General features: G+C 67.6%; 26 protein-coding genes. 7 read left to right on the top strand and 19 right to left on the bottom strand.

The window, feature by feature from the left end:
* Position 1: 1 nt before the first annotated feature.
* The 4 genes from minD to BLV60_RS20305 all read right to left on the bottom strand — a co-directional run bounded on the left by minD (position 2) and on the right by BLV60_RS20305 (position 3,611).
* Entirely contained in the window at positions 2-817 is an 816-nt protein-coding gene (gene minD, locus BLV60_RS20320) for a septum site-determining protein MinD (protein ID WP_093057168.1), read from the bottom strand.
* Between the two features lie 72 nt (positions 818-889).
* Complete coding sequence (gene minC / locus BLV60_RS20315; protein WP_093057087.1) at positions 890-1,663, bottom strand: septum site-determining protein MinC; 774 nt, start codon at positions 1,661-1,663, stop codon at positions 890-892.
* A 128-nt stretch (positions 1,664-1,791) separates the two neighbouring features.
* Positions 1,792-3,075 (bottom strand): solute carrier family 23 protein, encoded by a 1,284-nt coding sequence (locus BLV60_RS20310; RefSeq protein WP_093057086.1) that lies wholly within the window; start codon positions 3,073-3,075, stop codon positions 1,792-1,794.
* 113 nt (positions 3,076-3,188) lie between these two features.
* Positions 3,189-3,611: a hotdog fold thioesterase gene (locus BLV60_RS20305; protein ID WP_093057085.1), complete on the bottom strand. Its 423-nt coding sequence runs from the start codon at positions 3,609-3,611 to the stop codon at positions 3,189-3,191.
* A gap of 93 nt (positions 3,612-3,704) precedes the next feature.
* On the opposite strand from BLV60_RS20305, the gene BLV60_RS20300 reads away from it, so the two are divergent.
* Positions 3,705-5,057, top strand: a complete 1,353-nt coding sequence (locus tag BLV60_RS20300) for an AsmA family protein (protein WP_093057084.1) — start codon at positions 3,705-3,707, stop codon at positions 5,055-5,057.
* On the opposite strand, the gene BLV60_RS20295 is transcribed toward BLV60_RS20300, so the two are convergent.
* The 3 genes from BLV60_RS20295 to BLV60_RS20285 all read right to left on the bottom strand — a co-directional run bounded on the left by BLV60_RS20295 (position 5,041) and on the right by BLV60_RS20285 (position 8,231).
* Positions 5,041-6,429 carry a tripartite tricarboxylate transporter permease gene (locus BLV60_RS20295; RefSeq protein ID WP_093057083.1) on the bottom strand — a complete coding sequence of 463 codons (1,389 nt, stop codon included), beginning with the start codon at positions 6,427-6,429 and terminating at the stop codon, positions 5,041-5,043. The genes BLV60_RS20300 and BLV60_RS20295 overlap by 17 nt on opposite strands.
* On the bottom strand, positions 6,426-6,878 hold the full coding sequence (locus tag BLV60_RS20290; protein ID WP_093057082.1) for a hypothetical protein: 453 nt from the start codon (positions 6,876-6,878) through the stop codon (positions 6,426-6,428). Before BLV60_RS20290 ends, BLV60_RS20295 begins: the two co-directional genes overlap by 4 nt.
* 66 nt (positions 6,879-6,944) lie before the next feature.
* Positions 6,945-8,231 (bottom strand): hydroxymethylglutaryl-CoA reductase, degradative, encoded by a 1,287-nt coding sequence (locus BLV60_RS20285; RefSeq protein ID WP_093057081.1) that lies wholly within the window; start codon positions 8,229-8,231, stop codon positions 6,945-6,947.
* A 136-nt stretch (positions 8,232-8,367) separates the two neighbouring features.
* Here BLV60_RS20285 and BLV60_RS20280 point away from each other — a divergent pair, with 136 nt between their 5' ends.
* Positions 8,368-9,753, top strand: coding sequence for an aminotransferase-like domain-containing protein (locus BLV60_RS20280; protein ID WP_093057080.1), 1,386 nt, complete (start codon positions 8,368-8,370; stop codon positions 9,751-9,753).
* Here BLV60_RS20280 and BLV60_RS20275 read toward each other — a convergent pair.
* Entirely contained in the window at positions 9,743-10,525 is a 783-nt protein-coding gene (locus tag BLV60_RS20275; RefSeq protein ID WP_093057079.1) for a crotonase/enoyl-CoA hydratase family protein, read from the bottom strand. The genes BLV60_RS20280 and BLV60_RS20275 overlap by 11 nt on opposite strands.
* A 77-nt stretch (positions 10,526-10,602) precedes the next feature.
* Between BLV60_RS20275 and BLV60_RS20270 the strand changes: the two genes are divergently transcribed.
* Positions 10,603-11,409: a PaaX family transcriptional regulator gene (locus BLV60_RS20270; RefSeq protein WP_093057078.1), complete on the top strand. Its 807-nt coding sequence runs from the start codon at positions 10,603-10,605 to the stop codon at positions 11,407-11,409.
* 4 nt (positions 11,410-11,413) lie between these two features.
* On the opposite strand, the gene BLV60_RS20265 is transcribed toward BLV60_RS20270, so the two are convergent.
* From BLV60_RS20265 to BLV60_RS20255, 3 genes are read right to left on the bottom strand one after another with little or no spacing between them, the layout of a single operon-like run.
* The gene (locus BLV60_RS20265) at positions 11,414-12,673 is read right to left on the bottom strand and encodes a metal-dependent hydrolase family protein (RefSeq protein WP_093057077.1); all 1,260 of its coding nucleotides are present in this window, start codon (positions 12,671-12,673) and stop codon (positions 11,414-11,416) included.
* On the bottom strand, positions 12,670-13,179 hold the full coding sequence (locus BLV60_RS20260; protein ID WP_093057076.1) for a GAF domain-containing protein: 510 nt from the start codon (positions 13,177-13,179) through the stop codon (positions 12,670-12,672). Before BLV60_RS20260 ends, BLV60_RS20265 begins: the two co-directional genes overlap by 4 nt.
* A gap of 12 nt (positions 13,180-13,191) precedes the next feature.
* A complete protein-coding gene (locus tag BLV60_RS20255) occupies positions 13,192-14,559 on the bottom strand; it encodes an MFS transporter (protein ID WP_093057075.1) in 1,368 nt (455 codons plus the stop codon).
* Between the two features lie 118 nt (positions 14,560-14,677).
* On the opposite strand from BLV60_RS20255, the gene BLV60_RS20250 reads away from it, so the two are divergent.
* Positions 14,678-15,595 carry a LysR family transcriptional regulator gene (locus BLV60_RS20250; protein ID WP_093057074.1) on the top strand — a complete coding sequence of 306 codons (918 nt, stop codon included), beginning with the start codon at positions 14,678-14,680 and terminating at the stop codon, positions 15,593-15,595.
* 9 nt (positions 15,596-15,604) lie between these two features.
* Here the strand turns inward: BLV60_RS20250 and BLV60_RS20245 are convergent, their stop codons facing one another.
* The 4 genes from BLV60_RS20245 to BLV60_RS20230 all read right to left on the bottom strand — a co-directional run bounded on the left by BLV60_RS20245 (position 15,605) and on the right by BLV60_RS20230 (position 20,669).
* Entirely contained in the window at positions 15,605-17,416 is a 1,812-nt protein-coding gene (locus BLV60_RS20245; RefSeq protein ID WP_093057073.1) for a feruloyl-CoA synthase, read from the bottom strand.
* A gap of 127 nt (positions 17,417-17,543) precedes the next feature.
* Complete coding sequence (locus BLV60_RS20240) at positions 17,544-18,494, bottom strand: 3-hydroxyacyl-CoA dehydrogenase NAD-binding domain-containing protein (RefSeq protein WP_371127387.1); 951 nt, start codon at positions 18,492-18,494, stop codon at positions 17,544-17,546.
* A 2-nt stretch (positions 18,495-18,496) separates the two neighbouring features.
* On the bottom strand, positions 18,497-19,705 hold the full coding sequence (locus BLV60_RS20235; protein WP_093057072.1) for an ABC transporter substrate-binding protein: 1,209 nt from the start codon (positions 19,703-19,705) through the stop codon (positions 18,497-18,499).
* Positions 19,706-19,748: 43 nt separating this feature from the next.
* Positions 19,749-20,669, bottom strand: a complete 921-nt coding sequence (locus tag BLV60_RS20230; RefSeq protein WP_093057071.1) for a beta-keto acid cleavage family enzyme — start codon at positions 20,667-20,669, stop codon at positions 19,749-19,751.
* 153 nt (positions 20,670-20,822) lie between these two features.
* On the opposite strand from BLV60_RS20230, the gene BLV60_RS20225 reads away from it, so the two are divergent.
* Genes BLV60_RS20225 through BLV60_RS20215 form a run of 3 tightly spaced genes read left to right on the top strand, consistent with a single transcriptional unit; the run spans position 20,823 to position 22,401 of the window.
* Positions 20,823-21,203, top strand: a complete 381-nt coding sequence (locus BLV60_RS20225; protein WP_176928843.1) for a DUF1090 domain-containing protein — start codon at positions 20,823-20,825, stop codon at positions 21,201-21,203.
* Positions 21,204-21,210: 7 nt separating this feature from the next.
* Positions 21,211-21,918, top strand: coding sequence for a Crp/Fnr family transcriptional regulator (locus BLV60_RS20220; protein ID WP_093057069.1), 708 nt, complete (start codon positions 21,211-21,213; stop codon positions 21,916-21,918).
* Between the two features lie 24 nt (positions 21,919-21,942).
* A complete protein-coding gene (locus tag BLV60_RS20215; protein WP_093057068.1) occupies positions 21,943-22,401 on the top strand; it encodes a hypothetical protein in 459 nt (152 codons plus the stop codon).
* Between the two features lie 43 nt (positions 22,402-22,444).
* Here BLV60_RS20215 and BLV60_RS20210 read toward each other — a convergent pair whose 3' ends face one another.
* Genes BLV60_RS20210 through BLV60_RS20195 form a run of 4 tightly spaced genes read right to left on the bottom strand, consistent with a single transcriptional unit; the run spans position 22,445 to position 25,720 of the window.
* Complete coding sequence (locus BLV60_RS20210) at positions 22,445-23,146, bottom strand: ABC transporter ATP-binding protein (RefSeq protein ID WP_093057067.1); 702 nt, start codon at positions 23,144-23,146, stop codon at positions 22,445-22,447.
* Positions 23,146-23,895: an ABC transporter ATP-binding protein gene (locus BLV60_RS20205; protein ID WP_093057066.1), complete on the bottom strand. Its 750-nt coding sequence runs from the start codon at positions 23,893-23,895 to the stop codon at positions 23,146-23,148. The genes BLV60_RS20210 and BLV60_RS20205 overlap by 1 nt, the downstream gene beginning before the upstream one ends.
* Complete coding sequence (locus tag BLV60_RS20200; protein WP_093057065.1) at positions 23,892-24,851, bottom strand: branched-chain amino acid ABC transporter permease; 960 nt, start codon at positions 24,849-24,851, stop codon at positions 23,892-23,894. The genes BLV60_RS20205 and BLV60_RS20200 overlap by 4 nt, the downstream gene beginning before the upstream one ends.
* Positions 24,848-25,720, bottom strand: coding sequence for a branched-chain amino acid ABC transporter permease (locus BLV60_RS20195; RefSeq protein WP_093057064.1), 873 nt, complete (start codon positions 25,718-25,720; stop codon positions 24,848-24,850). The genes BLV60_RS20200 and BLV60_RS20195 overlap by 4 nt, the downstream gene beginning before the upstream one ends.
* Between the last annotated feature and the right edge of the window lie 44 nt (positions 25,721-25,764).

Here is a 25,764-nt window from a genome sequence, read left to right as displayed (position 1 = left end):
ACTACTTGCCTCCGAAAATCCGCTTGAAGAAGCCCGGCTTCTCGGCGTCGACGAAGCGCATCGGCTTGTCTTCGCCGAGAAAGCGCGCCACCACGTCGCTGTAGGCCTGCGCCACGTCGGTTTCCTTGTCGTGGATCGCGGGCACGCCCTGGTTGGAAGCGTGCAGCACGCTTTCCGACTCGGGGATCACGCCGATCAGCTTGATGCGCAGGATGTCCTGGATGTCTTCGAGCGACAGCATCTGCCCGCCCGCCACCCGGTTCGGGTTGTAGCGGGTGATGAGCAGGTGCTCCTTGATGGGCTCGCTGCCGTCCTTGGCGCGCTTGGTCTTGCTGCTGAGCATGCCCAGGATGCGGTCCGAGTCGCGCACCGAAGAAACCTCGGGGTTGGTCACCACCAGCGCCTCGTCGGCGAAGTGCATGGCCATCATGGCGCCGGTCTCGATACCCGCGGGCGAGTCGCAGACGATGTATTCGAAGTCCATCGCGGCGAGGTCGGTCAGCACCTTCTCCACGCCTTCCTGCGTGAGCGCTTCCTTGTCGCGCGTCTGCGATGCGGCCAGCACGAACAGGTTGTCGCACTGCTTGTCCTTGATGAGTGCCTGGCTCAGGTTGGCTTCGCCCTGGATGACGTTGATCAGGTCGTACACCACGCGGCGTTCGCAGCCCATGATCAGGTCGAGGTTGCGCAGGCCCACGTCGAAGTCGATCACCGCCGTCTTCTTGCCCGCGAGCGCGAGGCCCGACGCGAAGCTGGCGCTCGTCGTCGTCTTGCCGACGCCGCCCTTGCCCGAAGTCACCACCACAATTTTGGCCATGGCCATTCCTTCTTGTTTCGATTCAGTTGTTGCTTGTCAGGGTCGCCGCGTTCCTTGAGCCGGTGATCCGGGTCATGGAATAGCGTCGATCGCAATTTTCTTGCCGTCCAGCCGCACCTGGGCCGACTTGCCCAGCACCGTGTCGGGCAGCGGCACCTCGTTGGTCCGGTAGATGCCCGCAATGGCCACCAGCTGCGCTTCCATGCAGGTCGAGAAGATCCGCGCCTCGGTGTTGCCCCGTGCGCCGGCAATGGCCTTGCCGCGCAGCGGTGCGTACACATGCACGTTGCCGTCTGCGATGACCTCGGCGCCGAAGCTCACCACCGCCGTCACCACCACGTCGCCGCCCCGGGCGTACACCTGCTGGCCCGAGCGCAGCGGCTTGTCGATCAAGAGCGTGCCGTTGGCTGGCACCGGCACCTCGCGCACGATCTGCGGGGCCTCCGAGGCGGGCGCCTCGGCCGGTGGCGCCGGGGCGCGGGGTGCGGGGGCTGCAGGCATGGCCGCCACCGAAAGGCCGGCAGCCCGGGCCGCGGCGTTCTGCTCGGCATTGCCGCCGCGCACCGCGATGGGTTGGGTCTGGTGGCGCGCCAGCAGGCTGCGCAGGGCGGCAAAGTCGATGTCGCCGACGGTTTCGCCACCCTCGCCCTGTGCTTCCTGCAGCAGCGAGAGGTCGATCACCACCGGCTCCTGCTCGAAGAAGTCGGGCGAATCGGCCAGCTGGGCGTCGAGTGCCTCGGCCAGCACGTCCAGGTCGGACGTCTTGAGGATCACTGCGATCAGCGGCAGCGTGGCGCTCTTGAATTCGAAAACCGCCTTGGTGCGCGCGGCGGAGACATCGGCCATTGGAAAACGTCGGTGCGAAAAGCGTTGGAGTCTAACGGGCGCGGGCCAAACCCCGGTGACCTGCCCCCGCAACAGGCCCCTTGGAGAACACTTCTTTCATGAGGTTGCACTTTTCCGGGGGCTTCGCTTCAGTTCTTCGAACGGCCCAGCAGGGCATAAAGAATGATCGCGCCGAAGGTCGCGGTACCGATGCCGCCGAGAGCGAAGTCGCCGAACTTCAGCGTGAAGTCGCCCGTGCCGATGATCAGCGTGATGGCCGCTACGATCAGGTTCTTGTTCTGCGAGAAGTCGACCTTGTTGTCGACCCAGATCTTGGCGCCGGCAATGGCGATCAGGCCGAACACCACGATGCTCACCCCGCCCATCACCGGCAGCGGAATCGCCTGGATCAGCGCGCCGAACTTGGGGCTGAAGCCCAGCACCAGCGCGATGACGGCCGCTACCACGAACACCGCCGTCGAGTAGATGCGCGTAGCCGCCATCACGCCGATGTTCTCGGCGTAGGTGGTCACGCCCGTACCGCCCGCGGCGCCGCTCACCACCGTGGCAATGCCGTCGCCGATGAAAGCGCGGCCCATGTACGGGTCGAGGTTGCGGCCCGTCATGGCCGTCACCGCCTTCAGGTGGCCGAGGTTTTCCGCCACCAGGATGATCGCCACGGGCGCGATCAGCAGCATCGCGTTGGCCGTGAACACCGGCGTCGTGAAGGTCGGCAGGCCGAACCACGCCGCGTTGGCAATGCCGCTCAGATCGACCGGCTTGCCCATGCCCATGACGTTGGTCAGCACCGCATAGACCACAGTGGCCAGGATCAGCCCCACCAGGATCAGCAGGCGCTGCAGCATGCCGCGCGCGAACACCGCCACCAGGCCCACGCAGAGGAAGGTCACGGCCTGCATCCACGAGTCGAAGTTGCTGGCCGCCATGTTCTTGATCGGTACGCTCGCCAGGTTGAGGCCGATCACCGCCACCACCGCGCCCGTGACCACCGGCGGCATGAAGCGCTCGATCCACCCCGTGCCGACGGCCTGCACGATGGCCCCGATCAGGATGTACACCACCCCGCAGGCCACGATGCCCCCCAGAGCCACCGCGATGTTGGCGTTGGGCCCCTTGCCCGCATAGCCGCTGGCCGCGATCACCACGCCGATGAAGGCGAAGCTCGAGCCCAGGTAGCTGGGCACCTTGCCGCCGGTGACGAAATAGAAGATCAGCGTGCCGATGCCGCTCATCAGGATCGCGATGTTGGGGCTGAAGCCCATCAGGATCGGCGCCAGCACCGTGGCGCCGAACATCGCGATCACGTGCTGCACGCCCATGGCGCCGGTCTGCAGCCAGGGCAGCCGCTCGTCGGGCGCGATGACCGCGCCGTTGGCCAGCGAGGACGCGGGCCGTTCAGTCCAGTTGAACATTTCTTGTCTCCTCTTGTTGGTTGTTGGTGGGGCGTGATTGTGGTCGATGAACCCCGCTCTGAACACACCGCAAGAGAAGAAGGAATGGCAGCCGCCCGCCGCCGCACTCTGCCTCAGCGCGGCTGCAGCACCGCCATCGTGATGCGCGACACGCAGGTCAGTTCGCCCGCCTCGTTCGTCAGGTCGATCTGCCAGACCTGCGTGGTGCGTCCGCGGTGCACCGGCCGCGCCGTGCCGATCACCCAGCCGCTGGTGACGGAGCGGATGTGGTTGGCGTTGATGTCCAGGCCCACGGCGCGGTCGCCTTCGGGGGCCGAGTAGTGGGCGCCGCAGGAGCCCAGCGTCTCGGCCAGCACCACCGACACGCCGCCGTGCAGGATGCCGTAGGGCTGGCGGGTGCGTTCGTCCACCGGACAGCGGGCGCGGATGAAGTCGTCGCCCACCTCCAGGAATTCCATGCCCAGTGCCGATACGACGGTGCCCACGTGGTTGCGCGTCAGCGCCTCGACGGAGATTTCTTTTTTCCAGATACGCATGGCGTGCTTCTTTCTTTGTGCCTGTAACAGTGGCCAAAACTATAGCGATGGCGACTGACAAACCGAGTCGCCTTTGCGTGTTACCTTGAATCGATGAAGCACCCCGTCCGCCGCTGGCTCATTGGCATTGCCGTCGCACTGCTGCTGGGCGCGGGCGCGCTGGTGTGGGTGGTGAGCGCGCGCCTGCCCACCGACGACGAGGTGGCCGCGAAGATCGCCGAAGGCTTCGAGAAGCGCTTCGGCGTTGCCCTGAAGGTAGGCGGCGCCCACTGGTCGCTGTTGCCGGTGCCCGTGCTGGTGCTGTCCGACATCGCCACCGACCAGCCGCGCCCCATCACCCTGCGTCGCGCCACCCTGCGGCTGCAGCTTGCACCGCTGCTGCAGCGCGTCATTGCCGTGGACGAGATCGAAATCGAAAGCCTGGTGCTGCCGCGCGCCTCGGTGCGGGCGTTCCGCGGCAAGGGGCCCAAGCCGCAGGAGGGCAGCGGCAACGTCGTCGCGCTGCCCGCGCCATGGACGCTTGCCCCCGTGCCCGTGGAACTGCTGCGCTGGCGCGACGTGGTCTGGATCGACCGGCGCGACATCTCGCTGGCCTACGACGGCGACGTCCGCTTCGACCCTGGCTGGCGCCCGCGCCAGGCCCGGCTCGAGCGCGCCAGTGTCACGCCACCCGTGCGCCTGCGCCTGGACCGCCAGGCCGGACAGGACCGCTGGCGCACCCGCATCGACGCGGGCGGAGGCACCTGGAACGGCGTCTCCCGCTTGGAGACACTGCCCGACGGCAAGCTGCAGTTTTCCGCCGAACTGGAGCCGCGCCAGATCGACATCGAGAGCCTGGTGCAGGCCTTCGACCGCCGCACTTCGGTGGCGGGCAAGTTCTCGGGCAACACCACGCTCGTGGCCGAGGCCGGGAGCTCCGAGGAACTGGGCGCGCTGATCCGCAGCCTGCACACCCGCACCACCTTCTCGGTGCAGCCCGCCACGCTCACCAAGCTGGACGTGGCCAAGGCCGTCGCCACTGCAGGCGTCAGCCGCGGTGGCACGACGCAGCTGGACGAGCTCACCGGCACAGTCGACACCCAGGGCACGGAAGACGGCGTGGTGATCCAGTACACCAACCTCAAGGCCCGCTCGGGCGTGCTCACGGCAAGCGGCAACCTGAAGCTCTTCAACCGCAAGCTCGACGGCGAGATCGCGGTGGACCTTGTCGACGGCGTGATCGGCGTGCCGCTGAAGATCGGCGGCACCGCGAGCGACCCCGAGCTCTCTCTGACCGGCGCCGCGCTCACCGGCGCGGCCATCGGCAGCGCGGTGCTGCCGGGCGTGGGCACGGCCATCGGGGCGCGCGTGGGGCAGCAGGTGGAGAAGATGTTCGGCGGGAGCAAGCCGAAGCCCAAGCCCAAGCCGGCACCCAGGCCGCGCACCGGCCCTAGGCAAACGCCTTGATCGCCGCCGGCACCGTCAGCACCGCCGTGTAGTACCCCATGAACTGCACGCCGGTGTTGAACCCGATCGCGCGCGACAGCAGCCCGCCCAGCAGCCCCATCGTCAGGATCACCAGCAGCCCGAGCAGCTGGCCTTCCCATACGCTGATGACCACGATCAGCCCGACGAAGGTCGCGATGATCGCCTCGTGGCTCACCTTGCGCGACACGAACAGCGCCGCGCGGCGCGCGAAGTTCATCGTGAACGGATAGGCCACCAGGGCAGCGAGCACCACCGCCAGCATGCCGTAGCCCAGGAACTCCCAGTGGTTCAGCAGGTTGTGCAGGTTGTGCGTCTGGCCGGTGGCCGCATCGATGGTGAACACCGGCGGCGCGTTGAACAGCGGAGCGGCCGGGCCGGCCGCCACAGGGCTCAGCGGCAGGCCGATGGCGATCAGCGGGATCAGCGCCTCGGCGATGTAGGTGGCCTCGGTCACGCCGTTGCGCGCGGCCAGAGTGGTGGTGAGCCGGTGGTACGCATGCTTGATGCGCGAGCCCACCAGTTCGCCCAGCACCACGGTCATCGCGACCGGGCTGAACACGAAGGTGGCGCTGGAGATCGCGGCCGTCGCGAAGGTCCACTTCACCTGCGTGCGGTCCAGCACCTTGAACGGATTCGGGAAGTAGCCCGACCAGCCCTTCACGTCGGGGGCGAGCGAGAAGGTGCGGACCTTGTCGCGCTTCATGCGTGCGCGCGCCGCCGGCGAGATCACCGAGAACAGGTCGGCCACCAGCGGCCCGATGGCAATGCCCAGGAAGTAGCTGATGCCGAGCTTCACGCCGTACTTGCCGGTGAGCGCCTGCAGCGCCACGATCACCATCACGAACGGCACCAGCGTGGCCACCGAGGCCCAGCGCCCGCTGGAGAAGTACGCGATGGCCACGGCCGCCACCACGAAGATCCACGGGGCCGCCTTGGTGATGGCCGCGCCGTAGGGCGCCAGCAGCACCGCGAACAGCACGGCCAGCGGCACCGCGATGAAGGCCGCGATGATCGCGCCCGACACCATCTTGCGCAGCGCGATGTGCGGCACGCCGAGGTTGCGCAGCACGTTCGCATCCTGCAGCAGCGGCGTGGCCATGGTGTCGCCCGGAATGCCCAGCAGCGCGGTGGGCACCGCATGCGTCATGTGCTTGGCCACGGCCGCCGCCAGGAAGAAGGTGAACACGCCTTCGGGCGGCACGCCGAGCAGCACCACCAGCAGGGTGAGCGGCGCGAGCGTGGTGGTCTCGTCGGTGCCCGAGACCAGGCCGATGGCCGCGAACACGACGGCGCCGACCAGGCCCATGCCGGTAGCCACGAGGATCTGGTTCAGGAGTGCGGCATCGATCATGGCGCGGCTCCTTCGGTACGGCGAGCGCGGGGCTTGTACGACGCGAACAGGTCGTGGATTTCGAGTTCCTTCATCTCGCGCACCACGGCAGGCGGCAGGTCGTCCACCGAGCCGAGGTCGCCTTGCTCGCCGGCCAGTTCGGCCAGCACCTCCTCGCGCCAGCGCGGATCGGCCGCTGCTCCTTCGACGACTTCGCGCTTCGGCGTGAAGAGCTTTGCGCAGATCAGGCCCGACACCACGCAGCCGCCCAGGCCGGCGAGCATGGCGTAGGCCCGTGCCAGCTCGGGCGTGCCGACAGTGCTCATGAGCACGCGGCTGGCCACGAGGTAGCCCGTGAGGCTCACCGCGATGCCGATGGCGATCGACCACGCGAGGTGGCCCAGGTCGGCCGTGTCGCCCCATATCTCCACCAGCCGCCAGCGGGCGGGCGTTGCACTGTCTGCACTCATTTTTCGATGTCTCCGTCTGTGGTTATCTGACGGCCGTCTTGCGTGGCCGCCGCGGTGCTCGTCTGCTTACTTCTTGCGCAGCGCTTCGAGCAGTGCGACCGCGCGGTCGGTGCGCACGTCGTGCTCGACCGCCATCTGCTTCGCGATGCTGTCGACCTCGTCTCCGGTGGCGCCCGCGACCAGCGCAATGTTGCGGGCATGCAGCGCCATGTGGCCGCGCTGGATGCCTTCGGTGGCGAGCGCGCGCAGCGCGCCGAGGTTCTGCGCGAGGCCCACGGCCACCGCGACTTCGCCCAGCTCCTGTGCCGACTTCACGTCGAGGATCTTCAGCGCGAGCCGTGCGAGCGGGTGTGTCTTGGTCGCACCGCCGACCAGACCCACCGGCATCGGCATCTCGATGGTGCCGACCAGCGCGCCCGCGGTGTCCTTCTCCCAGGTGGTCAGCGAGGTGTAGCGCCCGCTGCGGCAGGCATAGGCATGCGCGCCGGCTTCCACTGCGCGCCAGTCGTTGCCGGTCGCGACGATCACGGGATCGACGCCGTTCATGATTCCCTTGTTGTGCGTCGCCGCGCGGTAGGGGTCGATGGCCGCGAAGGTGTATGCGTCGATCACGCCCTCGACCACCTCTTCGCCGCTGCGCTCGCGCGTGGCCAGCACCGAGGGTGCCAGCCGCACGCGGGCACGCGCCAGCCGCAGATCGGCCAGGTTCGACAGGATGCGCAGCCGCACCGTGCCGCCCGTGAGCTTCTCGACCAGCGGCGAAACCGCCTCGGCCATGGTGTTGACCGTGTTCGCGCCCATCGCGTCACGCACGTCGACGATCAGGTGCATCACCACCATCGCGCCGCGCGGCGTGTCGCCGAACACATGCACCTCGATGTCGCGGCAGCCGCCGCCCAGGCCGATCAGCACCTTGTCGCGGCTGTTCGCCACGGCAAGGATTTCGTCGCGCGCGCGCAGCAGCGCCAGTCGCGCGCCATACGGATCGGTGATGCCGATCACCTGCACCTGTGCGCGCATCAGCGGGCCGGTGCTCGAAGCCTCGAAACCGCCGCCCTCGCGCGCCAGCTTGGCCATGAAGGAGGCGGCGGCCACCACCGAGGGCTCCTCCACCGCCATGGGCACGAGGTAGTCGCGCCCGTTGACGGTGAAGTTGCCGGCCACGCCCAGCGGCAGCTCGAAGGTGCTGATCACGTTCTCGACCATGCCGTTGGCGCGGTCTACGCGGAGGGCGCCGGGCTGGGAAAGCAGTGCCACTTCATCCCCGGAGAGCGATGCGGCCTGCGCGATGTGGGCCAGGCGCTGCGCGGGCGTGAGTGCGCGGAAATTGGGAATGCGGGAATCGGCGACCATCGTTGCTTGTCTCTTCGGAAGATGAATTCGGAGCAGGCAATTTAGGTCGGCTGTACCGCCGGTGGAAGGCACAGTTTGGCGGGACAGTGCGGACAGTGGTGCGCGAAAGCGGGCCGCTGTGTCACAGTCGGCGCCCATGACCACCATTGCCGATTCGCTCGCCGAGACTCTCGCGCGCCAGATCGCCAGCGGCGCCTACAAGGCCGGCGACAAGCTTCCTTCTCTGCGCGAGCTTGCGCAGCTTCATCGCTACGCCAAGAACACCGTCGTGGCCGCCTTCGAGCTGCTGGTGTCGCGCGGGTTGGTCGAGCCGCGCCGCGGTTCGGGCTACTTCGTGCTGCCGCAGCAGGTGGTCAAGCCGGTGGAAGAAGACGCCGGCAGTCTCGGTCGCGCCATGGACATCGTGTGGCTCATGCGCGAGCAGCTCAAGACCCAGCCCGACGCCATTGCGGTGGGCGATGGCTTTCCACCGGTCGAATGGCTGGCCGACGTGCGGCTCGACAAGTACCACCCGAAGGTGGTCCGCACGGGGCTCGGCGCGCTGTTCCGCTACGGCAGCCGCTTCGGCTATGCGCCGCTGCGCGACCATCTCGTGCGCAAGCTGGCCGACTTCGGCATCGGCGCCGAGCCGCGGCAGATCGTGCTGACGCACGGCGCCAACGAGGCGATGGACATCGTCATCCGCTACTTCGTGCCTCCCGGCGGCAAGGTGCTGGTGGACGACCCTGGCTACTACCCCCTCTTCGGCAAGCTCAAGCTCGCGGGCGCGCAGGTGCTGGGCGTGCCGCGCCTGGCCGACGGGCCCGACCTCGAGGCGCTGGAGCGCCTGCTCGTTGCCGAGCGGCCGCGCCTGTTCTTCACGCAGTCGATCGCGCACAACCCCACGGGCTCCGACATCTCGCCCGCCAAGGCCTTCCGCGTGCTGCAGCTCGCGCAGAAGCACGACCTGCTGATCGTCGAGAACGATCCGCTGGCCGACTTCAAGCCCACCTCGCTGCCGCGCCTGGCCGCGCTCGACCAGCTGGAGCGCACGATCTACATCGGCAGCTTCTCCAAGTCGTTCTCCGCAGCGCTGCGCGTGGGCTTCATCGCCTGCGGCGCCGACCTGGCGAGCGACCTCGCGGACCTGAAGGCACTGATCCACGTGAGCAGTTCGGAGTATTGCGAGCGCACGGTCGACGTCATCCTGAGCGAGGGCCACTACCAGCGGCACCTCAATCGCCTGCAGGCGCGGCTCGGCGAAGCCACGCGCAACGCGATCAAGCTGTTCGACTCGGTCGACGCAGAGGTGTTCGCGCGCACCCCGCAGTCGCTCTACGTGTGGGCCGCGCTGCCCGGCGTGGCCGACTCGCTGGCCTTTGCGAAGGAGCTGCTGCCACGCAAGATCGTGATGGCGCCGGGGCGTATCTTCAGCGTCGATTCGACGCAGGTGTCGCGCTGGTCGCGCTTCAACGTGGGCGCCATGGCCGACCCGCGCTTCGCCAAGGCGCTGCGTACCACGCTGCGCTTCTTCAGCGCTTGAACTCCCCGTGGCGACCGGCACCACCGGCGAAGCGCGCCGCGCCGGCTTGGCCTTCGGCGAAAACCATCGGCACGCCCTGCGCACCCTCGCGGCGCAGCGCCTCGGGCAGCGGCATGTCCCACTGCCCGTAGGCGGAGCGGCGGTCGGCCAGCATGCATTGCTGCGGGAAGGCGGCGAGTTGATGGGCCAGCTCTTGCGCGGCGGCCAATGCGCCGCCGGATGGCGTCACACGGTTGACCAACCCCATCGTCAATGCTTCGGATGCGCCCACCGGACGGCCCGAAAGAATCATGTCGAGCGCGCGCCCCATGCCCACGATGCGCGGCAGCCGCACCGTGCCGCCGTCGATCAGCGGCACGCCCCAGCGGCGGCAGAACACGCCGAACACCGCGTCGTCGTCGGCCACGCGCAGGTCGGCCAGCAGCGCGAGTTCGAGGCCGCCCGCCACCGCATAGCCGTTCACCGCCGCGATCAACGGCTTCGACAGCGCCATGCGCGTCGGCCCCATCGGGCCGCTGCCACCGCCTTCGGTATCGAGCTCATTGCGCCGGGCCGGGTCGCCTACGGCCGAGAGGTCGGCGCCCGCGCAGAAGTTGCCGCCCGCGCCGGTCAGCACCGCGACGCGCAGTGCGTCGTCGGCTTCGAAGCGCTCGAAGGCCTCGCGCAGTTCGGCGGCCACGACGCCGTCGACCGCATTGCGCTTTTCCGGGCGGTTCAGCGTGATGGTGCAGACCGTGCGGTCCACGTCGTACGCCACGTACTGCATGGCCATGCGTGCATCCTTTCGGGCTAAATTACATTAGCGGTCGCTCGGTTGCATCGTAGGAAATATTTCTCTGTTTCGCAATTATGGACAAAGTATGTAATGTGCCGGTCGCCATCCCCAGCGCGCCGGAGCTGATCCTCGACCTGCTGGTGGCCGACGGCGGCACGCTGAGTTCGCAGGCGCTGTGCCGCGCGGGCGAACTCATGGGCATCGGCGAATCGACGCTGCGCGTGGGCCTGACCCGGCTCGCGGCCGAGGGCAAGATCGCGCGCGGCGAGCGGGGCAGCTACGCGCTCAACCGCAAGGGCCCGGCGCTGTCGCGCGCGGTCGACGACTGGCGGCACAAGCAGGCGCAGGCTGTCGCATGGCGTGGCGACTGGCTCGCCGTGCACGACGCCGGCGTGCCGCGCGCCGACAAGACGGCGTGGCGCCATCACGCTCTTGCGCTGTCGCTGCGCGGCTTTGCGGCGCTGCGGCCGGGGCTGAACATCCGGCCCGACAACCTCGCGGGCGGGCTGGAAGGCGAGCGCGTGCAGCTGGCGGCCCTGGGCCTGTCGCGCACCGCCCTGGTGTTCCGGCTGGCCGATCTGGACGATGCCGCGCAGGCCGCCGCACGCAAGCTTTGGAATGTGCGTGCGCTGACGGCCGATTGCAGCCGCCTGCAGACGGGCCTGGAACGCAGCGAGAAGCGGCTGCGCACCCAGCGGCTCGAAGTGGCCACGCGCGAGTCGCTGCTGCTGGGGCGCGCCGTGATCGCGCACCTCATCCGCGATCCGCTGCTGCCGGCCGAACTCATGTCGCCCGAACCGCGCGCCGCGCTGCTCGCCGCCACCCGTCGCTACCAGGACAAGGCGCTGGTTCTCTGGCGCAAGTGGCTGGCGCTGCCGTAGCCCTTCAGTGGACGGTGCCCAGCTCGTCGAACTGCACCACGCCTTCCTTCATGACCAGCGGAATGCGCTCGCCCTGGCCGAGCAGGCAGCCGACGTCGCGCAGCGGATTGCCGTCCACCACCAGAATGTCGGCCAGCGCGCCGGGCACCAGCCGGCCCAGGCGTTCGCTCATGCCCAGCACCTCGGCCGCGACCGTCGTTGCGCTGGCAATGGCCTCGGCGGGTGACAGCACGTCGGCGCGCAGGCGGAACTCGTCGCTCTGCAGGCGCTGCGATTCGCCCAGCAGGTCGGAGCCGTAGCCCATCTTCACGCCCGCTGCCTTGTAGATCTCAAGCGAGCGCAGGCCGGCCTCGCGCACGCTGGCCACCTTGGCCACGCTTTCCTTCGGCAGCCCGAAGCTCTCGCCCTCGTTGGCCAATGCGTCGTAGGTGACCAGCGTTGGCACCACATACGCGCAGAGCTGCGCCATGAGTTCGGCCGTGGGCGCATCGACAAGGTTGCCGTGCTCGATGGTGCGCACGCCGCAGCGCACGGCCCGCGCGATGGCCTCGGCGGTGTAGGCGTGTGCCATCACATAGGTGCCGCGCCCGCGGGCCTCTTCGACGATGGCGCGGATCTCGTCCTCGCTGTAGCCGAAGGCGCCCACCGGGTCGGTCGGGGAGGCCACGCCGCCGGAGGCCATGATCTTGATCTGGTCAGCGCCCATCTGCAGCTCCTCGCGGACGGCACGGCGCACCGCGTCCACGCCGTCGGCCACGCGCGCCAGCGCACCGACGCGTACGCAGGTGGCGCACGCCCCGTCGTTGCTTATCAGGTAGTCGGAGCGCGCGCGCATGTCGCCGTGCCCGCCGGTCTGGCTCAGTGCGCGGCCGGAGACGAACAGGCGAGGACCCTGCGCCAGCCCTGATTCCACCGCCTGCTTGAACGCGAAGCCCGCGCCGCCCGCGTCGCGCACCGTGGTGAAGCCACGGCGCAGCATGCCGCGCAGCATGGGCACGCTGCGCAGCGTGATGAGCACGTTGGGCATATGCACCTGCCGCGAGAGATTGAGCTCCACCGCGATCACGTGCACGTGCAGGTCGATGAGGCCGGGCATCACCGTCTTGCCCTTCACGTCGATCGTGCGGGCCGAGGGGCTGTGGATCGGCTTGTCGGAAACCTCGCGGACCACGCCGCCTTCGACCAGGATGTGGTGGTTTTCCAGCAGCTCGGGGCGCTGCGGGTCGAGCAGGTTGGCGTTCCTGAAAAGTACGGTGTTCGTCATGCCATGGACTCCTTGGTCTGTTGTGCCATCACGGCGGGCAGCGCCAGCTGCGCGAACACGCGCGCGAGCTCGACGTGCCCGGTGTCGTACCAGTTTTCCTCGTGCAGCATGTTGAGCGTGCCCAGCGTCTCGCCGCGCCAGCGCAGCGGAATGTTCAGTACGCTGCGGCAACCCAGCGACACGATGAGTTCGTGGTCGTAGAACACGTCGCGCAGGTCGTCGGCGTTGCGGCCGATGTAGGGCAGGCCGCGCTGCATCACCTGCTGCATCCACGGGGAATCGGTGATCGGCTTGCGCCCGCCCACCGGGTAGGCCTCGCGCATGTTGGTGTAGATGCGTTCCGACTCGCGCGCCTCGCGGTGGTGCACCAGGATGGTGAAGAGCCGGTGGCCGATGGTCGCGGCCACCGCCTTCTCGAGCGCGTCGAAGGTGGCCTGGGGTTGTTGCGTGTCGGCATGCGCGCGCGCGACGGCCGACAGCGATTCATCGAGAAGCTTGGGTTGCATGGATGCTCTGAGTCAGGAAAGTTCGGCGGCCGCAATGTCTTCCAGCGAACGGCCGCGCGTCGGAATGCCCATGAAGGTGACGGCCGCCGCGCCCAGCAGCAGCACTGCCGTCGTCATGCCGAACACCCCCGCGAAGCCCAGCGCCGGATAGATGAAGCCCACCAGGATCGGCGCCGTGATGCCGCCGATGCGCCCGATGGCCGACGCCAGGCCGGAGCCGGTCGCGCGCACCTGCGTCGGAAACACCTCCGGCGTGTAGGCATAGACGCCCGCATAGGTGCCGTTCATGAAGAAGGACAGCAGCACGCCCGCCGCCATGATCTGCCCGTCGCTGTGCGTGAAGGCCAGCCCCAGCGCAGAGAGGCCGCCCAGCAGCATGTAGCTCACGATGGTGGCCTGCCGGCCGATCTTCTCGTTGAGCCAGGCGGCCGAAAAGTAGCCCGGAATCTGCGCGAGGTAGATCACCAGCGAGTAGCCGAAGCTCTTGGTGATCGTCATGCCGTTCTGGATCAGCAGGCTCGGAATCCAGGTGAAGAACGAGTAGTAGCTGAAGGTGATCGCCAGCCACATCAGCCAGGTCATGGTGCTGATGCGGATGAGCTTGCCGGAGACCAGCGTGGCGTAGTTCTTCAGCAGGCTGCCGCGGCTGTTGCTGGGCGGCGGCGCGGCCACGTCCTCTGCGTTGAGCGCGGGCAGCGCAAGGCCGCGCTGCACGGTCTCGGACTCCATCGCGTCCACGATGGTCCCGGCCTCGGCCTGCCGCCCCTGGCTTTCCAGCCAGCGCGGCGATTCGGGCAGCGCGCGCCGCCACCACAGCAGCAGCAGCACCGGCATCGCGGTGATGAAGATGACGATGCGCCAGCCCTGCGGATGCGCCGGCACGATGAAGTAGCCCAGCAGCGCCGCCGCCACGAAGCCGAACGAGAAGAAGCCCGCCAGTGCGCCGGTGAAGGTGCCCCGGTAGCGGCGCGCCACGAATTCCGACAGGTAGGGCGCGATGATCGCGCTCTCGGCGCCGGCGCCGAAGCCGGCCACGATGCGCAGCCCGAGGAACACCGTCCAGCTGTCGACCATGCCGCTGAAGAGCGACGCCACGCAGTAGATCGCCAGTGCCGACATCATCACCACGCGCCGCCCGAACAGGTCGCCGCAGGTGCCGGACGCGAGGGCGCCGAAGAAGAAGCCGATGAAGTTCGCACTGGCCAGCACGCCGATCTGCACGCTGCTGAGCCCCCATTCGGTGCGCAGCACCGGCAGCACGAAGGCGATCACCGCGGCGTCCATCGCGTCGAAGGTGTAGCCCAGTCCTCCCATGAGGAGCAGGCGCCGATGGAAACCGGAGAACGGCAGGCGCTCGATGCGGGCCGACAGCATGGTCATGTGAATCCCTCGACTTCGGTGGTGCAGAGAAGCGGCAGATCGTAGGATCGCGGGGATATCACGACAAATTTATACGTGTGATTGTGTTTATTGATTCAGTGAATGGTCAGGCCGCACGATGAACTACCGCTCCGCCGATCTCAACCTGCTGAAGGTGTTCGAGGCCCTCATGACCGAGGGCAACGTCACGCGTGCCGCCAGCAAGCTGTCGCTGACGCAGCCTGCGGTCAGCAATGCGCTGCGCCGGCTGCGCGAGACCTTCGACGACGCGCTGTTCGTGCGCAGCGGGGCCGGCGTCAACCCGACGCGGCGGGCTATCGACCTGTGGGAGCCGCTGTCGCAATCGCTGCATGCGATTCGCGGCACGCTCGACCTGGAGCGCTTCGATGCGCTGCGCAGCACCGCCAGCCTCAGCATCGCGATGTCTGATTACGTCTCGGGCATCGTGGTGCCGCGGCTCGCCAGCAAGCTCAGCAAGGCGGCGCCGTCGATGTTGATTCACGCGATTCCCAACACGCTGGTGGATTTCGACAAGGTGCTGGCCGACAACAAGGCCGACTTCGCGATCAGCGTCTACAACGAGGAAGTGCAGCGGCCGGCGTTCCTCAAGTCGAGGGCGTTGTGGTCGCCTGACTTCGTGTGCGTCATGCGCACGGGGCATCCGCTGGCGCGTGCCGACAGGATTCCGCTGAAGAAATTCCTCGCGGCGCGCCATGTGGACGTGAGCCTGGTCGGCAAGACCACGCCGACTTACGACCTGTTCCTGCACAGCCGAGGGCTGCAGCGCAACCTGGTCGCGACGGTGAACCACTACGGCGCCGCGTACGAAGTGGTGCGCCGCTCCGACCTGATCGCGGTGCTGCCGTGGTCCGAGAAGTTCGAGCCCGCGCGCCTGGCCGGCCTGCGCCGGATGCCCGTGCCGCTGGAGGCGCCGGCGCGCGTCATCGAACTGTTCTGGCACCAGCGGCACGAGACCTCCGCGCTGCACCAGTGGCTGAAGAACACGCTGCTGGCGCTGTTCGAGCAGCCTTCGTGATCTTCTTGATCAGGCGCGCAGCCGCACCACCTGCGGGTCGTCATCGGCAAGGGCGTGCAGGCGTGCCACGTCCGCCGCTCGGCGCGTGAGCACGGCGCGCTGGTTGATGTAGCCCTTGTCGGTGATCTCGCCCGCATCGAGGCTCGGCGGCTCGGCCAGCACCAGTGCACAGGCCGGGCATTGCGAGGAACCCGCGCCTTCGTCGCGCAGCGAACGCAGCACGCCGGCGATGCGCTCGCCCATGGCCTCCGGCGGCAGCGCCGCGCCTTGCGGGCTCGCAAACACCAGCATGCCGATCTCGTCGCGGTCGTGGCCGGTGAGCACCACGTCCTGCGCATGCGGCGCGAGCATCGACACCAGCTTCACGCGCAGCGTGCCCACCGACACCCAGGTGCCGGTCGAGAGCTTGAAGTCTTCCGCCACGCGGCCGTTGAAGATCACGCCATGCGCGGGCTGCGCCGGGTTCGCGAGAAAGCCGGCGTCGCCGATGCGGTAGTAGCCTTCTTCGTCGAAAGCCTGCGCCGTTTCGCGCGGCGCATCGCGGTAGCCGGGGAACACCGAGACGCCCTTGACGCGCATCTCCAGCTTCTCGCCGTTGGGCACGAACTTCAGCTCCAGCCCCGGCAGCGGCGCGCCGATGCAGCCGGCACCGTCAAGCTTCCAGTGCGCGGAGGTGATGGCGGGCGAGGTCTCTGTCGCGCCCCACGAGGTGGTGAGCCACAGCGGCCGCGTGGGCCGCACGCGCTTTGCCACCGCTTCGAGCCGCTGCCAGGTGGAGGGCGCCAGCGCCGCCGCCGCATAGAAGGCAAGCCTTAGCCGCGAGAACACTTCGGCGGCCAGCGCGTCGTCGGCTTCGAGAAAGGGCAGCAGCATGTCGAAGCCGCGCGGCACGTTGAACAGCAGCGTGGGCTTCACCTCGCGCAGGTTGCGCACCGTCTTCTCGATCAGCCCCGGCGCGGGCCGGCCCTCGTCGATGTAGAGCGCGCCGCCGTGGCACAGCACCATGTGCAGGTTGTGGTTCGCACCGAAGGTGTGGCTCCAGGGCAGCCAGTCGACCAGCACCGGCTTTTCCTGCGCGAGGAAGCGCCAGGTCTGCGCCATCATCTGCTGGTTGGCGCACAGCATGCGGTGCGTGTTGATGACCACCTTGGGCTTGCCGGTGGAGCCGGAGGTCAGCAGGTACTTGGCGTGCGTGTCGGGCAGCACGTCGGCGAAGGCCTGCATGACGGCGGGTGTTTCCTTTGCTGCGAGCAATCGTTCAAACCCGATCGCACCGGGATGCGCATCGGCGTTGCGGCTGAACACCGTGACCGCTTCCACGCCACAGCCCGCGAGCGATGCGCCGTATATCTTGGCGTCGGATGCATAGATCAACGCGGGCTTCAGCGCCTGCAGCATGCCGTGCAGCCGCGAAGGGTCCTTGGCCATGCGCGAATAGGCGCTTGAGAGCGAACACGCGGTGCGGCCGATGTGCATGGTCGCGAGCATCAGCACGGCGTGGTCTATGGCGTTGTCCGAGAGGATCACGACCGGCTGGCCTGCCGGCAGGTTCAGGTCGAGCAGGCCTTGCGCCACGGAGCCGACTGTTTGGCGCAGCGCACGGTAGTCGAGCTTGCGCCAGCCTTCGCCTGTTTCGTCGCGCTCGGCGAAGGCCAGTGCGTCGGGCGTTTCCGTGGCCCACCGTTCCAGCCATTCGCCGATGCAGCGTGCGTAGGGCTTCAGCGCCATCGGCGAGCGCAATGCGAACGAACCGTCGTCGAAGTCGATGCGCACCGTGCGGGGTGGGGCGATCAGGCTCTCGTCATTGAGGAAGTCGGTCATTTCAGTGTTCCGGGGTTTGTTCAGGGCGTGTGCGAATGACACCGGGTACTCCCCTCCGCGAATGTCCCCCGTCGGCGTGATCGCACCCCGAACGAACAACGCGAAAAATCGAAAAGCAAGCTTTCATCTAGTCGAGCTTGCCGGTCTCTGCCTTCGCGCGAATCAGGTTTAACAGCAGGGTGTCGCGCGCAGCTTCGAGGTCGCTGGTGCGGCGTGAGCCCAGTTCGTCGGCCACGCCTTGCGTCACTTTCTGCTTGAGATCTGCCGTCATCGACGGCGCGCCCAGGTCCTTCCACCAGTCCTCGATCGGCCCACCCAGGTGCGCGAGCACGTGCTCGATACCGCCCGCACCGCCCGAGAGATGCAGATTCATGAACGGCCCCATCACCGCCCAGCGCAGGCCGGGTCCGTGCGCGATGGCCGTGTCGATGTCGGCCACGCTCGCCACGCCTTCGTTGACGAGGTGGAAGGCTTCGCGCCACAGGGCCGCCTGCAGCCGGTTCGCGATGTGGCCTTTCACCTCGCGCTTCACGTGGATCGGCCGCTTGCCGATGGCGGCGTAGAACGCCATCGTGCGCTCGATGGCCTCGGCCGAGGTCTGCTCGCCACCGATCACCTCCACCAGCGGAATCAGGTGCGGCGGGTTGAACGGATGCCCCAGAACGACGCGCTGTGGATGCGCGCAGCCCGACTGCACGCCGCTGATCGCAAGGCCTGACGAGCTCGACGCAAGAATCGTTTCCGGCGGCGCCGCCGCGTCCATGCGGCGGAACAGGTCGATCTTGAAGTCCATGCGCTCGGGGCCGTTCTCCTGCACGAAGTCGGCCACGGACACCGCGTCTTCCAGGCTGTCGTGGAAGCGCAGGCGGTCTACCGACGCACCCGGCACCAGGCCAAAGCGCTCCAGCGTGGGCCAGTGCTGCGCCACCGCAGCGCGCAGCCTGTCTTCGGCGCCGGGCGACGGATCGGTCGCATTCACGTCGAGCCCGTGCGCGAGAAAGTACGCGACCCAGCTCGCACCGATCACCCCGGTGCCGACAACCGCCACGCGCTTCACGTTCGAAGAAGAAGTGCTCATGCTCATGCTGCTTTCCACCGCGCGCAGCGGCTTTCTGCCTTCGTGGTCCATGCGGCCTCGCCGCGGATCGGCTCGACCACCTTGTAGTAGTCCCATGGCTCCTTCGACTCGGCCGGCGTCTTCACCTGCATCAGGTGCATGTCGTGCACCATCAGCCCGTCGTCGCGCAGCCAGCCGCCCTTGACGAACATGTCATTGAACTTCGTCTTGCGCAATTGCGCCATCACCTTGTCGGCATCGTCGCTGCCCGCGACCTTCACGGCCTGCAGGTACTGCAGCGCGGCCGAGTAGTCGCCGGCATGGAAGGAGGAGGGCATGCGCTTGTGCTTGTCGAAGAAGCGGCGCGCCCATTCGCGCGCCTCGGGGCTCTGGTTCCAGTACCAGCTGTCGGTGAGGTACATGCCCTGCGAGCTCTTCAGGCCCAGCGCATGAACGTCGTTGATGGTGATGATCATGCCGGCCAGCTTCATGTTCTTGCTGATGCCGAACTCTGCCGCCGACTTGATGGCATTGACCGTGTCGCCGCCCGCATTGGCCAGCGCCAGCACCTGCGCTTTCGAGTTCTGTGCCTGGAGCATGAACGACGAGAAATCGCTTGCGCCCAGCGGATGCTTCACCGAGCCCGCCACCGTGCCGCCACTGGCCTGCACGATCTTGGCCGCGTCGTTCTGCAGCGCCGCGCCGAAGGCGTAGTCGGCCGTCACGAAGTACCAGCTCTTGCCGCCAGCCTTGACCACCGCGCTCGCAGTGCCGCGCGCCATGGCCACCGTGTCGTAGGCGTAGTGCACCGTGTAAGGCGAGCAGTACTCGTTGGTGAGGCTCGATGCGCCCGAGCCCACCACGAAGTAAGGCTTCTTCTTGTCGGCCGCCACGCCGGCCATCGCAATGGCCGCGCCCGAGTTGACGCCGGCGATCAGCATGTCGACCTTCTGCACGTCGAACCACTCGCGTGCTTTCGCGGCGGCGATGTCGGGCTTGTTCTGGTGGTCGGCCGTGACCAGCTCGATCTTCTTGCCGCCGATGGCCCCGCCCATGTCGGCAATGGCCATGCGGATGGCCTCTGCGCCGGCCGGGCCGTCGTAGTCGCGGTAGATGCCCGACATGTCGCTGATGAAGCCGATGCGTATCGTGTCGTCGGGCATCTGGGCAGAGGCGCTTGCTGCGAAAGCCGTGCCCAGGGCGAGGGCCAGGGCGGTGCGGGAAATGTTCATGTGCCTGTCTCCGTTCGTTCGTTGTTCGGGTTCTTCTTCGTCGTCAGCCCAGCGCGAATTCGGGCCGTGGCGTGCCCACGCGCGGCAGGCCCATCATCTGCCGCGCCTCGGCCGGCGTGGCCACCTCCATGTCGAGCTCGCGTATCACCCGCACGATGCGCTCGGTGAGCTGTACGTTGGTGGCCAGCTCGCCCTGGCGGAAGTAGAGGTTGTCTTCCAGGCCGACGCGCGCGTGGCCGCCCAGCAGCAGCGCCGCCACGTTGGCTTCGAGCTGCGAGGGGCCGATGCCGCTCACGCAGAAGATGCTGCCCTTGGGCAGGGTGTCGACCATCATCTGCAGGAAGCGCGGCGAGTAGGGCATCGCGTTCTGGAAGTTGCGGTGCACGTTCATCACAAGATTGATGAAGTAGGGCTCGTCGTCGTGGCCTTCCTGTATCAGCGTGGTCGTGTCCTGCAGGATGTGCGTGGGGCTGAACACCTCCCACTCGGGCTTGATGCCGCGCGCCTTCATGCCGGCGGCCAGCTCGCGGCCGCGGGTGATGGGCGTGTCCATCAGGATCTGCCTGCCTTCGAAGCTCAGGTTGAGCGTGGTCGCGTCGAGCGTGCACATCTCGGCGCCGGCGTCCATGCCCTTGATGCGCTCTTCCCATGCGATCTCCCAGCGCTCGCCGGCCAGCGGTTTCACCATGTCGCCGTGCACGCCGCCACCAGTGGAGTTGTTGATGACGATGTCGCTGCCGCCCGCGCGGATGCGGCTGTTGATGTCGCGGTACACGTCGGCGTTGCAGGTGGCGCCGTCGTCCGGGCGGCGCGCGTGGATGGCCACCACGCTGGCGCCGGCATTCCAGCAGCGCAGCACGTCGGCAGCGATTTCGGCGGGCTGCGTGGGGAGGTGGGGGTTCTGCGACTTGTGCGCCATGCCGCCGGTAGGGGCGATGGTCACGATCACTTTGCGCTTCGACATGCTCGGGGACTCCTGGTGTCTTTCATGGGGGCGCGTCATTATTTTTTGGGGCGCATTTGCACTCAGTCATCGCGACGACATTTGGGGGCAGGGTTTACGCTGCGCCAAACGCTAAAGTCGCCCCAGCGCCATTGCGCGCATCAAGGAGAACCAATGAGACTACTGCCCATCCTCCTGGCCGTCGCGGCCGCGCTGACCTCGACCTGGACGCTCGCGCAACCGGCAGGCCCCGCAACTTGCGACGCCAAGCGCGAGGCCATTGGCCGCGACATCGAGGCGGCCAAGGCCAAGGGCCAGAAGCAGCGCGTGCGCGGGCTCGAAAAGGCGCTGGGCGAAGTGCGCCGCACCTGCAGCGACGCGAAGCTGGCGGCAGAGCACCAGCGGCGCATTCGCAGCCAGGAGCGCAAGGTGGCAGAACGCGAGCGTGACCTGCGCGAGGCGCAGCACAAGGGCCGAGCCGACAAGATCGCAGACCGCGAAGAAAAATTGCGTGAAGCGCAGGCCGAGCTGCAACAGCTCAAGGGCGCGCAGTAAAAAGAAGATGCCCACGACCAGGCCCGCCATCCAGGCGGCATCGTTCACGATTCCCCAGTTGCTCCAGGGCTCGGCCTGGTTCCCGCTGCTCGACGTGGCGGCGGGCGAGCGCGTGCTCGACGAGATACGCGAGGTCGACGTGGCCGCGGGTGCCGCGCTGTGCCGGCGCGGCGACACGCCACTGCACTGGTACGGCACGCTCGAAGGGCTGCTCAAGTGGTCGATCACCTCGAGCGACGGACGCTCCGTGACCTTCGGCGGGCTCTCGGTCGGCAGCTGGTTTGGAGAAGGCACGCTGCTGCGGGCGCTGCCGCGTTCGGCCGACATCATCGCGCTGCGGCCGAGCCGCGTAGCGCAGTTGCCGCTCGAAACCTTCGAGTGGCTGCACCGCACGCAGCGCGGCTTCGACCACTTCCTGCTGCAGCAGATCAACGAGCGGCTGCACTGGTTCATGGGCAACTACGCGGCACACCGACTGCTCGATGCCGACAGCCAGGTGGCGCGCGCGCTGGCGGGGCTGTTCCACCCGTGGCTGCATCCGGGGAGCGAGCCGCACCTGCAGACCTCGCAGGAGGAGATTGCGAATCTCTCGGGCGTGTCGCGTCAGCGGTGCAATGCGGCGCTGAACCGGCTGAAGGAAGCGGGCTTCCTGCGGATCGAGTACGGTGGCATCACCGTGATTGATCTCGAAGGGCTGCGGCGCTTCATCGAATAGCAAAAGGGAATCGGAGTACGCCCCATGCACGAATTCAGCATCTTTGCCGACTACTTCCAGTTCTACATCCAGGACGAGGCCGCGGATGGCGACCTCTCCGATGCGTGGACAGACGAAGCCGTGGAACGCATGCTTGCGACCGAAGCCGGCGTCGTCGGCATCGGCACCGTTCGCAACATGGACGTGCCCGTCACCGTCGAGATCCTCGACACGGAAAGCCCGCTCGATCTCGATCAGTGGGAGCATGTCGTCGAATGCACGCTGGTGACGCAGAGTGCCAACCTGGTCATTGCCGGTTGTACCGACTACTTTCCCGATGCGGCGCGCATTCCCGTTGCGCCCGGAACCTACAGGCTGCGCGCCTGCTATGCGGGCCTGAACACGCTTTCCGAAGATGGGCTGGAAGGCAGCGATCGCTACCACCTGCAGCTCTGGCCGGCGCCGGCCATTGAACCGATTGTTCTCAAGCGGCGCGTGGCCTGATTTCTCACTGCGTCAGCCGCAACCGCGTGCGGGCGCACCCCTTCTACACGCCCAGCAGTTCTTCCAGCGCCTGCGGCTCGGCCAGCAGATCGGCCGAAGCCCCGTGCCGCACGATCTGTCCCTTCTCCATCACCACAGCAAGATCGGTGTGCGCCAACACCTTGCGGTAGTCGCGATCGACGATCAGCGTCGCGATGCCGGTCGCACGGATCTCGCCGATCACGCGCCAGATCTCGGCCACGATCAGCGGCGCCAGGCCTTCGGTGGCCTCGTCGAGGATCAGCAGGCGCGGGTTGGTCATGAGCGCGCGGCCGATGGACAGCATCTGCTGCTCGCCGCCCGACAGCTGCTGGCCGCCGTGCGACAGCCGCTCCGACAGGCGCGGAAATGTCGCCATCACGCGGTCGAAGGTCCACTCGCGCCGGCCGTCGATGCCCGCGCGTTCGCTCATCACGAGGTTCTCGCGCACCGACAGGTTCGGAAAGATGCCACGGCCCTCGGGCACGTAGCCGATGCCCAGCCGCGCCATCTTCTCGGGCGGCAGGCCGGTGACGGTGCGGCCGTCGACCTGCACTTCGCCCGAGGCGGGGCGCACGTAGCCCATCATCGTGCGGATCAGCGTGGTCTTGCCCATGCCGTTGCGCCCGAGCAGGCCGACCGAGGTGGCCGCCGGAATGCCGGCGTGCACGCCGCGCAGGATGTGGCTGTTGCCGTAGTAGGTGTTGAGGTCGCGGACGATGAGCATCAGTGGTCTTCTCCGAGGTAGGCGGTGCGCACTTCGGGGTTCTCGCGAATCTCTTTGGGGTTGCCTGTGGCGATGACGGTGCCGTTCACCATCACCGTGATGCGGTCGGCAATGCGGAAGACCGCGTCCATGTCGTGCTCCACCAGCAGGATGGCATGCGTGGCCTTCAGCCGCGCGAGCAGCGTGAGCATGCGGTCGGTTTCCTCCGCGCCCATGCCGGCGAGCGGCTCGTCGAGCAGCAGCACGCGCGGGTTGGTTGCCAGGCACATGGCCACTTCGAGCTGGCGTTGCGCGCCGTGGCTCATGGTGCCGGCGATGCGGCCCGCTTCATGGGCGAGGCCAGCAGCTTCGAGCGCCGCGTCGGCCGATGCGTTGCTGGTGGCGCAATCTTTCGACGATTGCCAGAACGCCCAGGGCTTGGGCGTGGCGGCTTGCGCGGCGAGGCGGCAGTTCTCGTGCACGCTGAACTCCGGGAAGATCGTCGTGCGCTGGTAGCTGCGGCCCACGCCGTCGCGCGCGCGCTTCGACTGGGCGCGGCCGGTGATGTCCACGCCGTCGAGCGCGATGCGGCCTTCGGAGGCTTCGATCTCGCCGGAGAGCATGTTGATCAGCGTCGACTTGCCCGCGCCGTTGGTGCCGATCACCGCATGGACTTCGCCGACGTGCAGGTCGAGCGTGACGGCATTGACGGCCGTGAGGCCGCCGAAGCGGCGCGTGAGGCCTTCGACGGAAAGCAGTGCGGTCGTCATGCGGCCCCCTTCGGCGACAGGCGTTGGACCAGGCCGATCAGCCCCTTGGGCAGCAGCGCCACGAACACGATGATCGTCAGCCCCAGCGTCAGCTGCCAGTGGTCCGCCAGCGGGCCCATCACCGCATGCGTCGAGAAGATTTCCTTCAGCAGCGTGAACGCGATGGCGCCGATCACCGCGCCGCGCAGATGGCCGAGGCCGCCGAGGATCACCATCAGCAGCACTTCGCCCGAGTTGTGCCATGCCATCAGCTCCGGGTTGACCACGCCGTCGCGCGAGGCCAGCAGGAAACCCGCGAGCCCGGCCAGCGCACCGGCCAGCACGAAGGCCGCGAGCTTGTAGCCATACACCGCGAACCCTGCCGCGCGCATGCGCTGCTCGTTCACGCGGATGCCGGCCAGCGCTGCGCCGAAGCGCGAGCGGCGAATGAGTGCCAGCAGCCCGTAGGTGAACACCAGCGACGCCAGCACCACGTAGAACAGCACAGTGCGGTTTTCCATGTCGAGCGCACCGATGGCGGGGCGCACATACATGTAGATGCCGTCGCTGCCGCCGCCGACCTTGGTGTCGTGGAACACGAAGAAGGCCATCTGCGCGAAGGCCAGCGTCACCATGATGAAGTACACGCCGCGCGTGCGCAGGCTCAAGGCACCGACGAACAGCGCATAGAGCGCCGCCGCGCCCATGGCCAGCGGCAGCAGCAGCGCGAAGTTGCCGCCCTCGCTGCCCGAGGCGAGCACGGTCATGTACGCACCGATGCCGTAGAACGCCGCGTGGCCCAGGCTCACGAGACCCGTCATGCCCACCAGCAGCTCCAGGCTCAGCGCGAAGATCGACAGGATCATCACCTTCACGATGAAGTCCGACGCATAGTTGCCCAGCAACGGACCGGCGATGCCGATGGCCACCGCGCAGGCTACGGGCAGGAGGAAGGCGCCTTTTTTCATGGCTGTCATGGCCGCCTCCCCATCAGCCCCTCGGGCTTCCATATGAGCACGATGGCCATCAGAAGGTAGATGCCGATGCCGCTGAGGTCCGCGAAGAACACCTTGCCGAAGGTGTCGACGAAGCCCACCAGCAGCGAGGCCACCAGCGCCCCGGTGATCGAGCCGATGCCGCCGATCACCACCAGCACGAAGCAGATGATGAGCACGCTCGCACCCATGTTCGGGTACACCGAGGACATCGGCGCGGCGATCATGCCGGCCAGCGCCGCCAGCGCCACGCCGGCCGCGAACACGATGCGGTAGAGCCGCTTCACGTCGATGCCCAGGCCACGCACCATGTCGCGGTTGCTCGCGCCGGCGCGGATCATCATGCCCAGCCGCGTGCGGTTGACCACCCAGTACAGCCCCACGGCCAGCACGATGCAGGCGGCCGAGGCGAAGAGGCGATACCACGGGTAGCTCATGACGTTGCCCAGCGCGAAGCTGCCGTCGAGCCATGCGGGCACCTTCACGCCGTGCACGTCGTTGCCCACCAGGATGGAGCGCAGTTCCTCGAACACCAGGATCAGGCCGTAGGTCATCAGCACCTGCTGCAGATGGTCGCGCTGGTAGAGGTAGCTGAAGAAGGCCCATTCGAGCAGGTAGCCGAACACGGCGGCCAGCACCACGCCGGCCACCAGCATCAGCAGGAACTGGTCGCCGAACAGCGGCGCGAGCGCGAACGCCATGTACGCGCCGATCATGTAGAAGCTGCCGTGGGCGAGGTTGATGACGCCCATGATCCCGAAGATCAGCGTCAGCCCCGAGGCCACCAGGAAGAGGAGGAGTCCGTACTGAACCGAGTTCAGACACTGGACCAGGAAGGTGCCGAAATCCACGAGGAGGTTCTCTCTGGGCGGGATCGTTGTTCAATGGGAATGCA

This window comes from Variovorax sp. YR634 (assembly GCF_900106655.1).
GTDB lineage: Bacteria > Pseudomonadota > Gammaproteobacteria > Burkholderiales > Burkholderiaceae_C > Variovorax.
The sequence above is the reverse complement of the archived record's forward strand: the minus strand, read 5'-3'. Positions and strand labels throughout refer to the sequence as shown.

Bases quoted from the DNA above. Each gene is read 5' to 3' on its own strand.
- BLV60_RS20260 (WP_093057076.1), bottom strand. From the start codon at position 13,179: ATGCAACCCAAGCTTCTCGATGAATCGCTGTCGGCCGTCGCGCGCGCG.
- BLV60_RS20210 (WP_093057067.1), bottom strand. From the start codon at position 23,146: ATGCTCATCGTCCGCGACCTCAACACCTACTACGGCAACAGCCACATC.
- BLV60_RS20255 (WP_093057075.1), bottom strand. From the start codon at position 14,559: ATGACCATGCTGTCGGCCCGCATCGAGCGCCTGCCGTTCTCCGGTTTC.
- BLV60_RS20240 (WP_371127387.1), bottom strand. From the start codon at position 18,494: ATGAGCACTTCTTCTTCGAACGTGAAGCGCGTGGCGGTTGTCGGCACC.
- minD (WP_093057168.1), bottom strand. From the start codon at position 817: ATGGCCAAAATTGTGGTGGTGACTTCGGGCAAGGGCGGCGTCGGCAAG.
- BLV60_RS20235 (WP_093057072.1), bottom strand. From the start codon at position 19,705: ATGAACATTTCCCGCACCGCCCTGGCCCTCGCCCTGGGCACGGCTTTC.
- BLV60_RS20305 (WP_093057085.1), bottom strand. From the start codon at position 3,611: ATGCGTATCTGGAAAAAAGAAATCTCCGTCGAGGCGCTGACGCGCAAC.
- BLV60_RS20225 (WP_176928843.1), top strand. From the start codon at position 20,823: ATGAGACTACTGCCCATCCTCCTGGCCGTCGCGGCCGCGCTGACCTCG.
- BLV60_RS20245 (WP_093057073.1), bottom strand. From the start codon at position 17,416: ATGACCGACTTCCTCAATGACGAGAGCCTGATCGCCCCACCCCGCACG.
- BLV60_RS20285 (WP_093057081.1), bottom strand. From the start codon at position 8,231: ATGGTCGCCGATTCCCGCATTCCCAATTTCCGCGCACTCACGCCCGCG.
- BLV60_RS20200 (WP_093057065.1), bottom strand. From the start codon at position 24,851: ATGACAGCCATGAAAAAAGGCGCCTTCCTCCTGCCCGTAGCCTGCGCG.
- BLV60_RS20270 (WP_093057078.1), top strand. From the start codon at position 10,603: ATGGACAAAGTATGTAATGTGCCGGTCGCCATCCCCAGCGCGCCGGAG.
- BLV60_RS20265 (WP_093057077.1), bottom strand. From the start codon at position 12,673: ATGACGAACACCGTACTTTTCAGGAACGCCAACCTGCTCGACCCGCAG.
- BLV60_RS20230 (WP_093057071.1), bottom strand. From the start codon at position 20,669: ATGTCGAAGCGCAAAGTGATCGTGACCATCGCCCCTACCGGCGGCATG.
- BLV60_RS20205 (WP_093057066.1), bottom strand. From the start codon at position 23,895: ATGACGACCGCACTGCTTTCCGTCGAAGGCCTCACGCGCCGCTTCGGC.
- BLV60_RS20275 (WP_093057079.1), bottom strand. From the start codon at position 10,525: ATGGCCATGCAGTACGTGGCGTACGACGTGGACCGCACGGTCTGCACC.
- minC (WP_093057087.1), bottom strand. From the start codon at position 1,663: ATGGCCGATGTCTCCGCCGCGCGCACCAAGGCGGTTTTCGAATTCAAG.
- BLV60_RS20220 (WP_093057069.1), top strand. From the start codon at position 21,211: ATGCCCACGACCAGGCCCGCCATCCAGGCGGCATCGTTCACGATTCCC.
- BLV60_RS20250 (WP_093057074.1), top strand. From the start codon at position 14,678: ATGAACTACCGCTCCGCCGATCTCAACCTGCTGAAGGTGTTCGAGGCC.
- BLV60_RS20295 (WP_093057083.1), bottom strand. From the start codon at position 6,429: ATGATCGATGCCGCACTCCTGAACCAGATCCTCGTGGCTACCGGCATG.
- BLV60_RS20290 (WP_093057082.1), bottom strand. From the start codon at position 6,878: ATGAGTGCAGACAGTGCAACGCCCGCCCGCTGGCGGCTGGTGGAGATA.
- BLV60_RS20300 (WP_093057084.1), top strand. From the start codon at position 3,705: ATGAAGCACCCCGTCCGCCGCTGGCTCATTGGCATTGCCGTCGCACTG.
- BLV60_RS20280 (WP_093057080.1), top strand. From the start codon at position 8,368: ATGACCACCATTGCCGATTCGCTCGCCGAGACTCTCGCGCGCCAGATC.
- BLV60_RS20310 (WP_093057086.1), bottom strand. From the start codon at position 3,075: ATGTTCAACTGGACTGAACGGCCCGCGTCCTCGCTGGCCAACGGCGCG.
- BLV60_RS20215 (WP_093057068.1), top strand. From the start codon at position 21,943: ATGCACGAATTCAGCATCTTTGCCGACTACTTCCAGTTCTACATCCAG.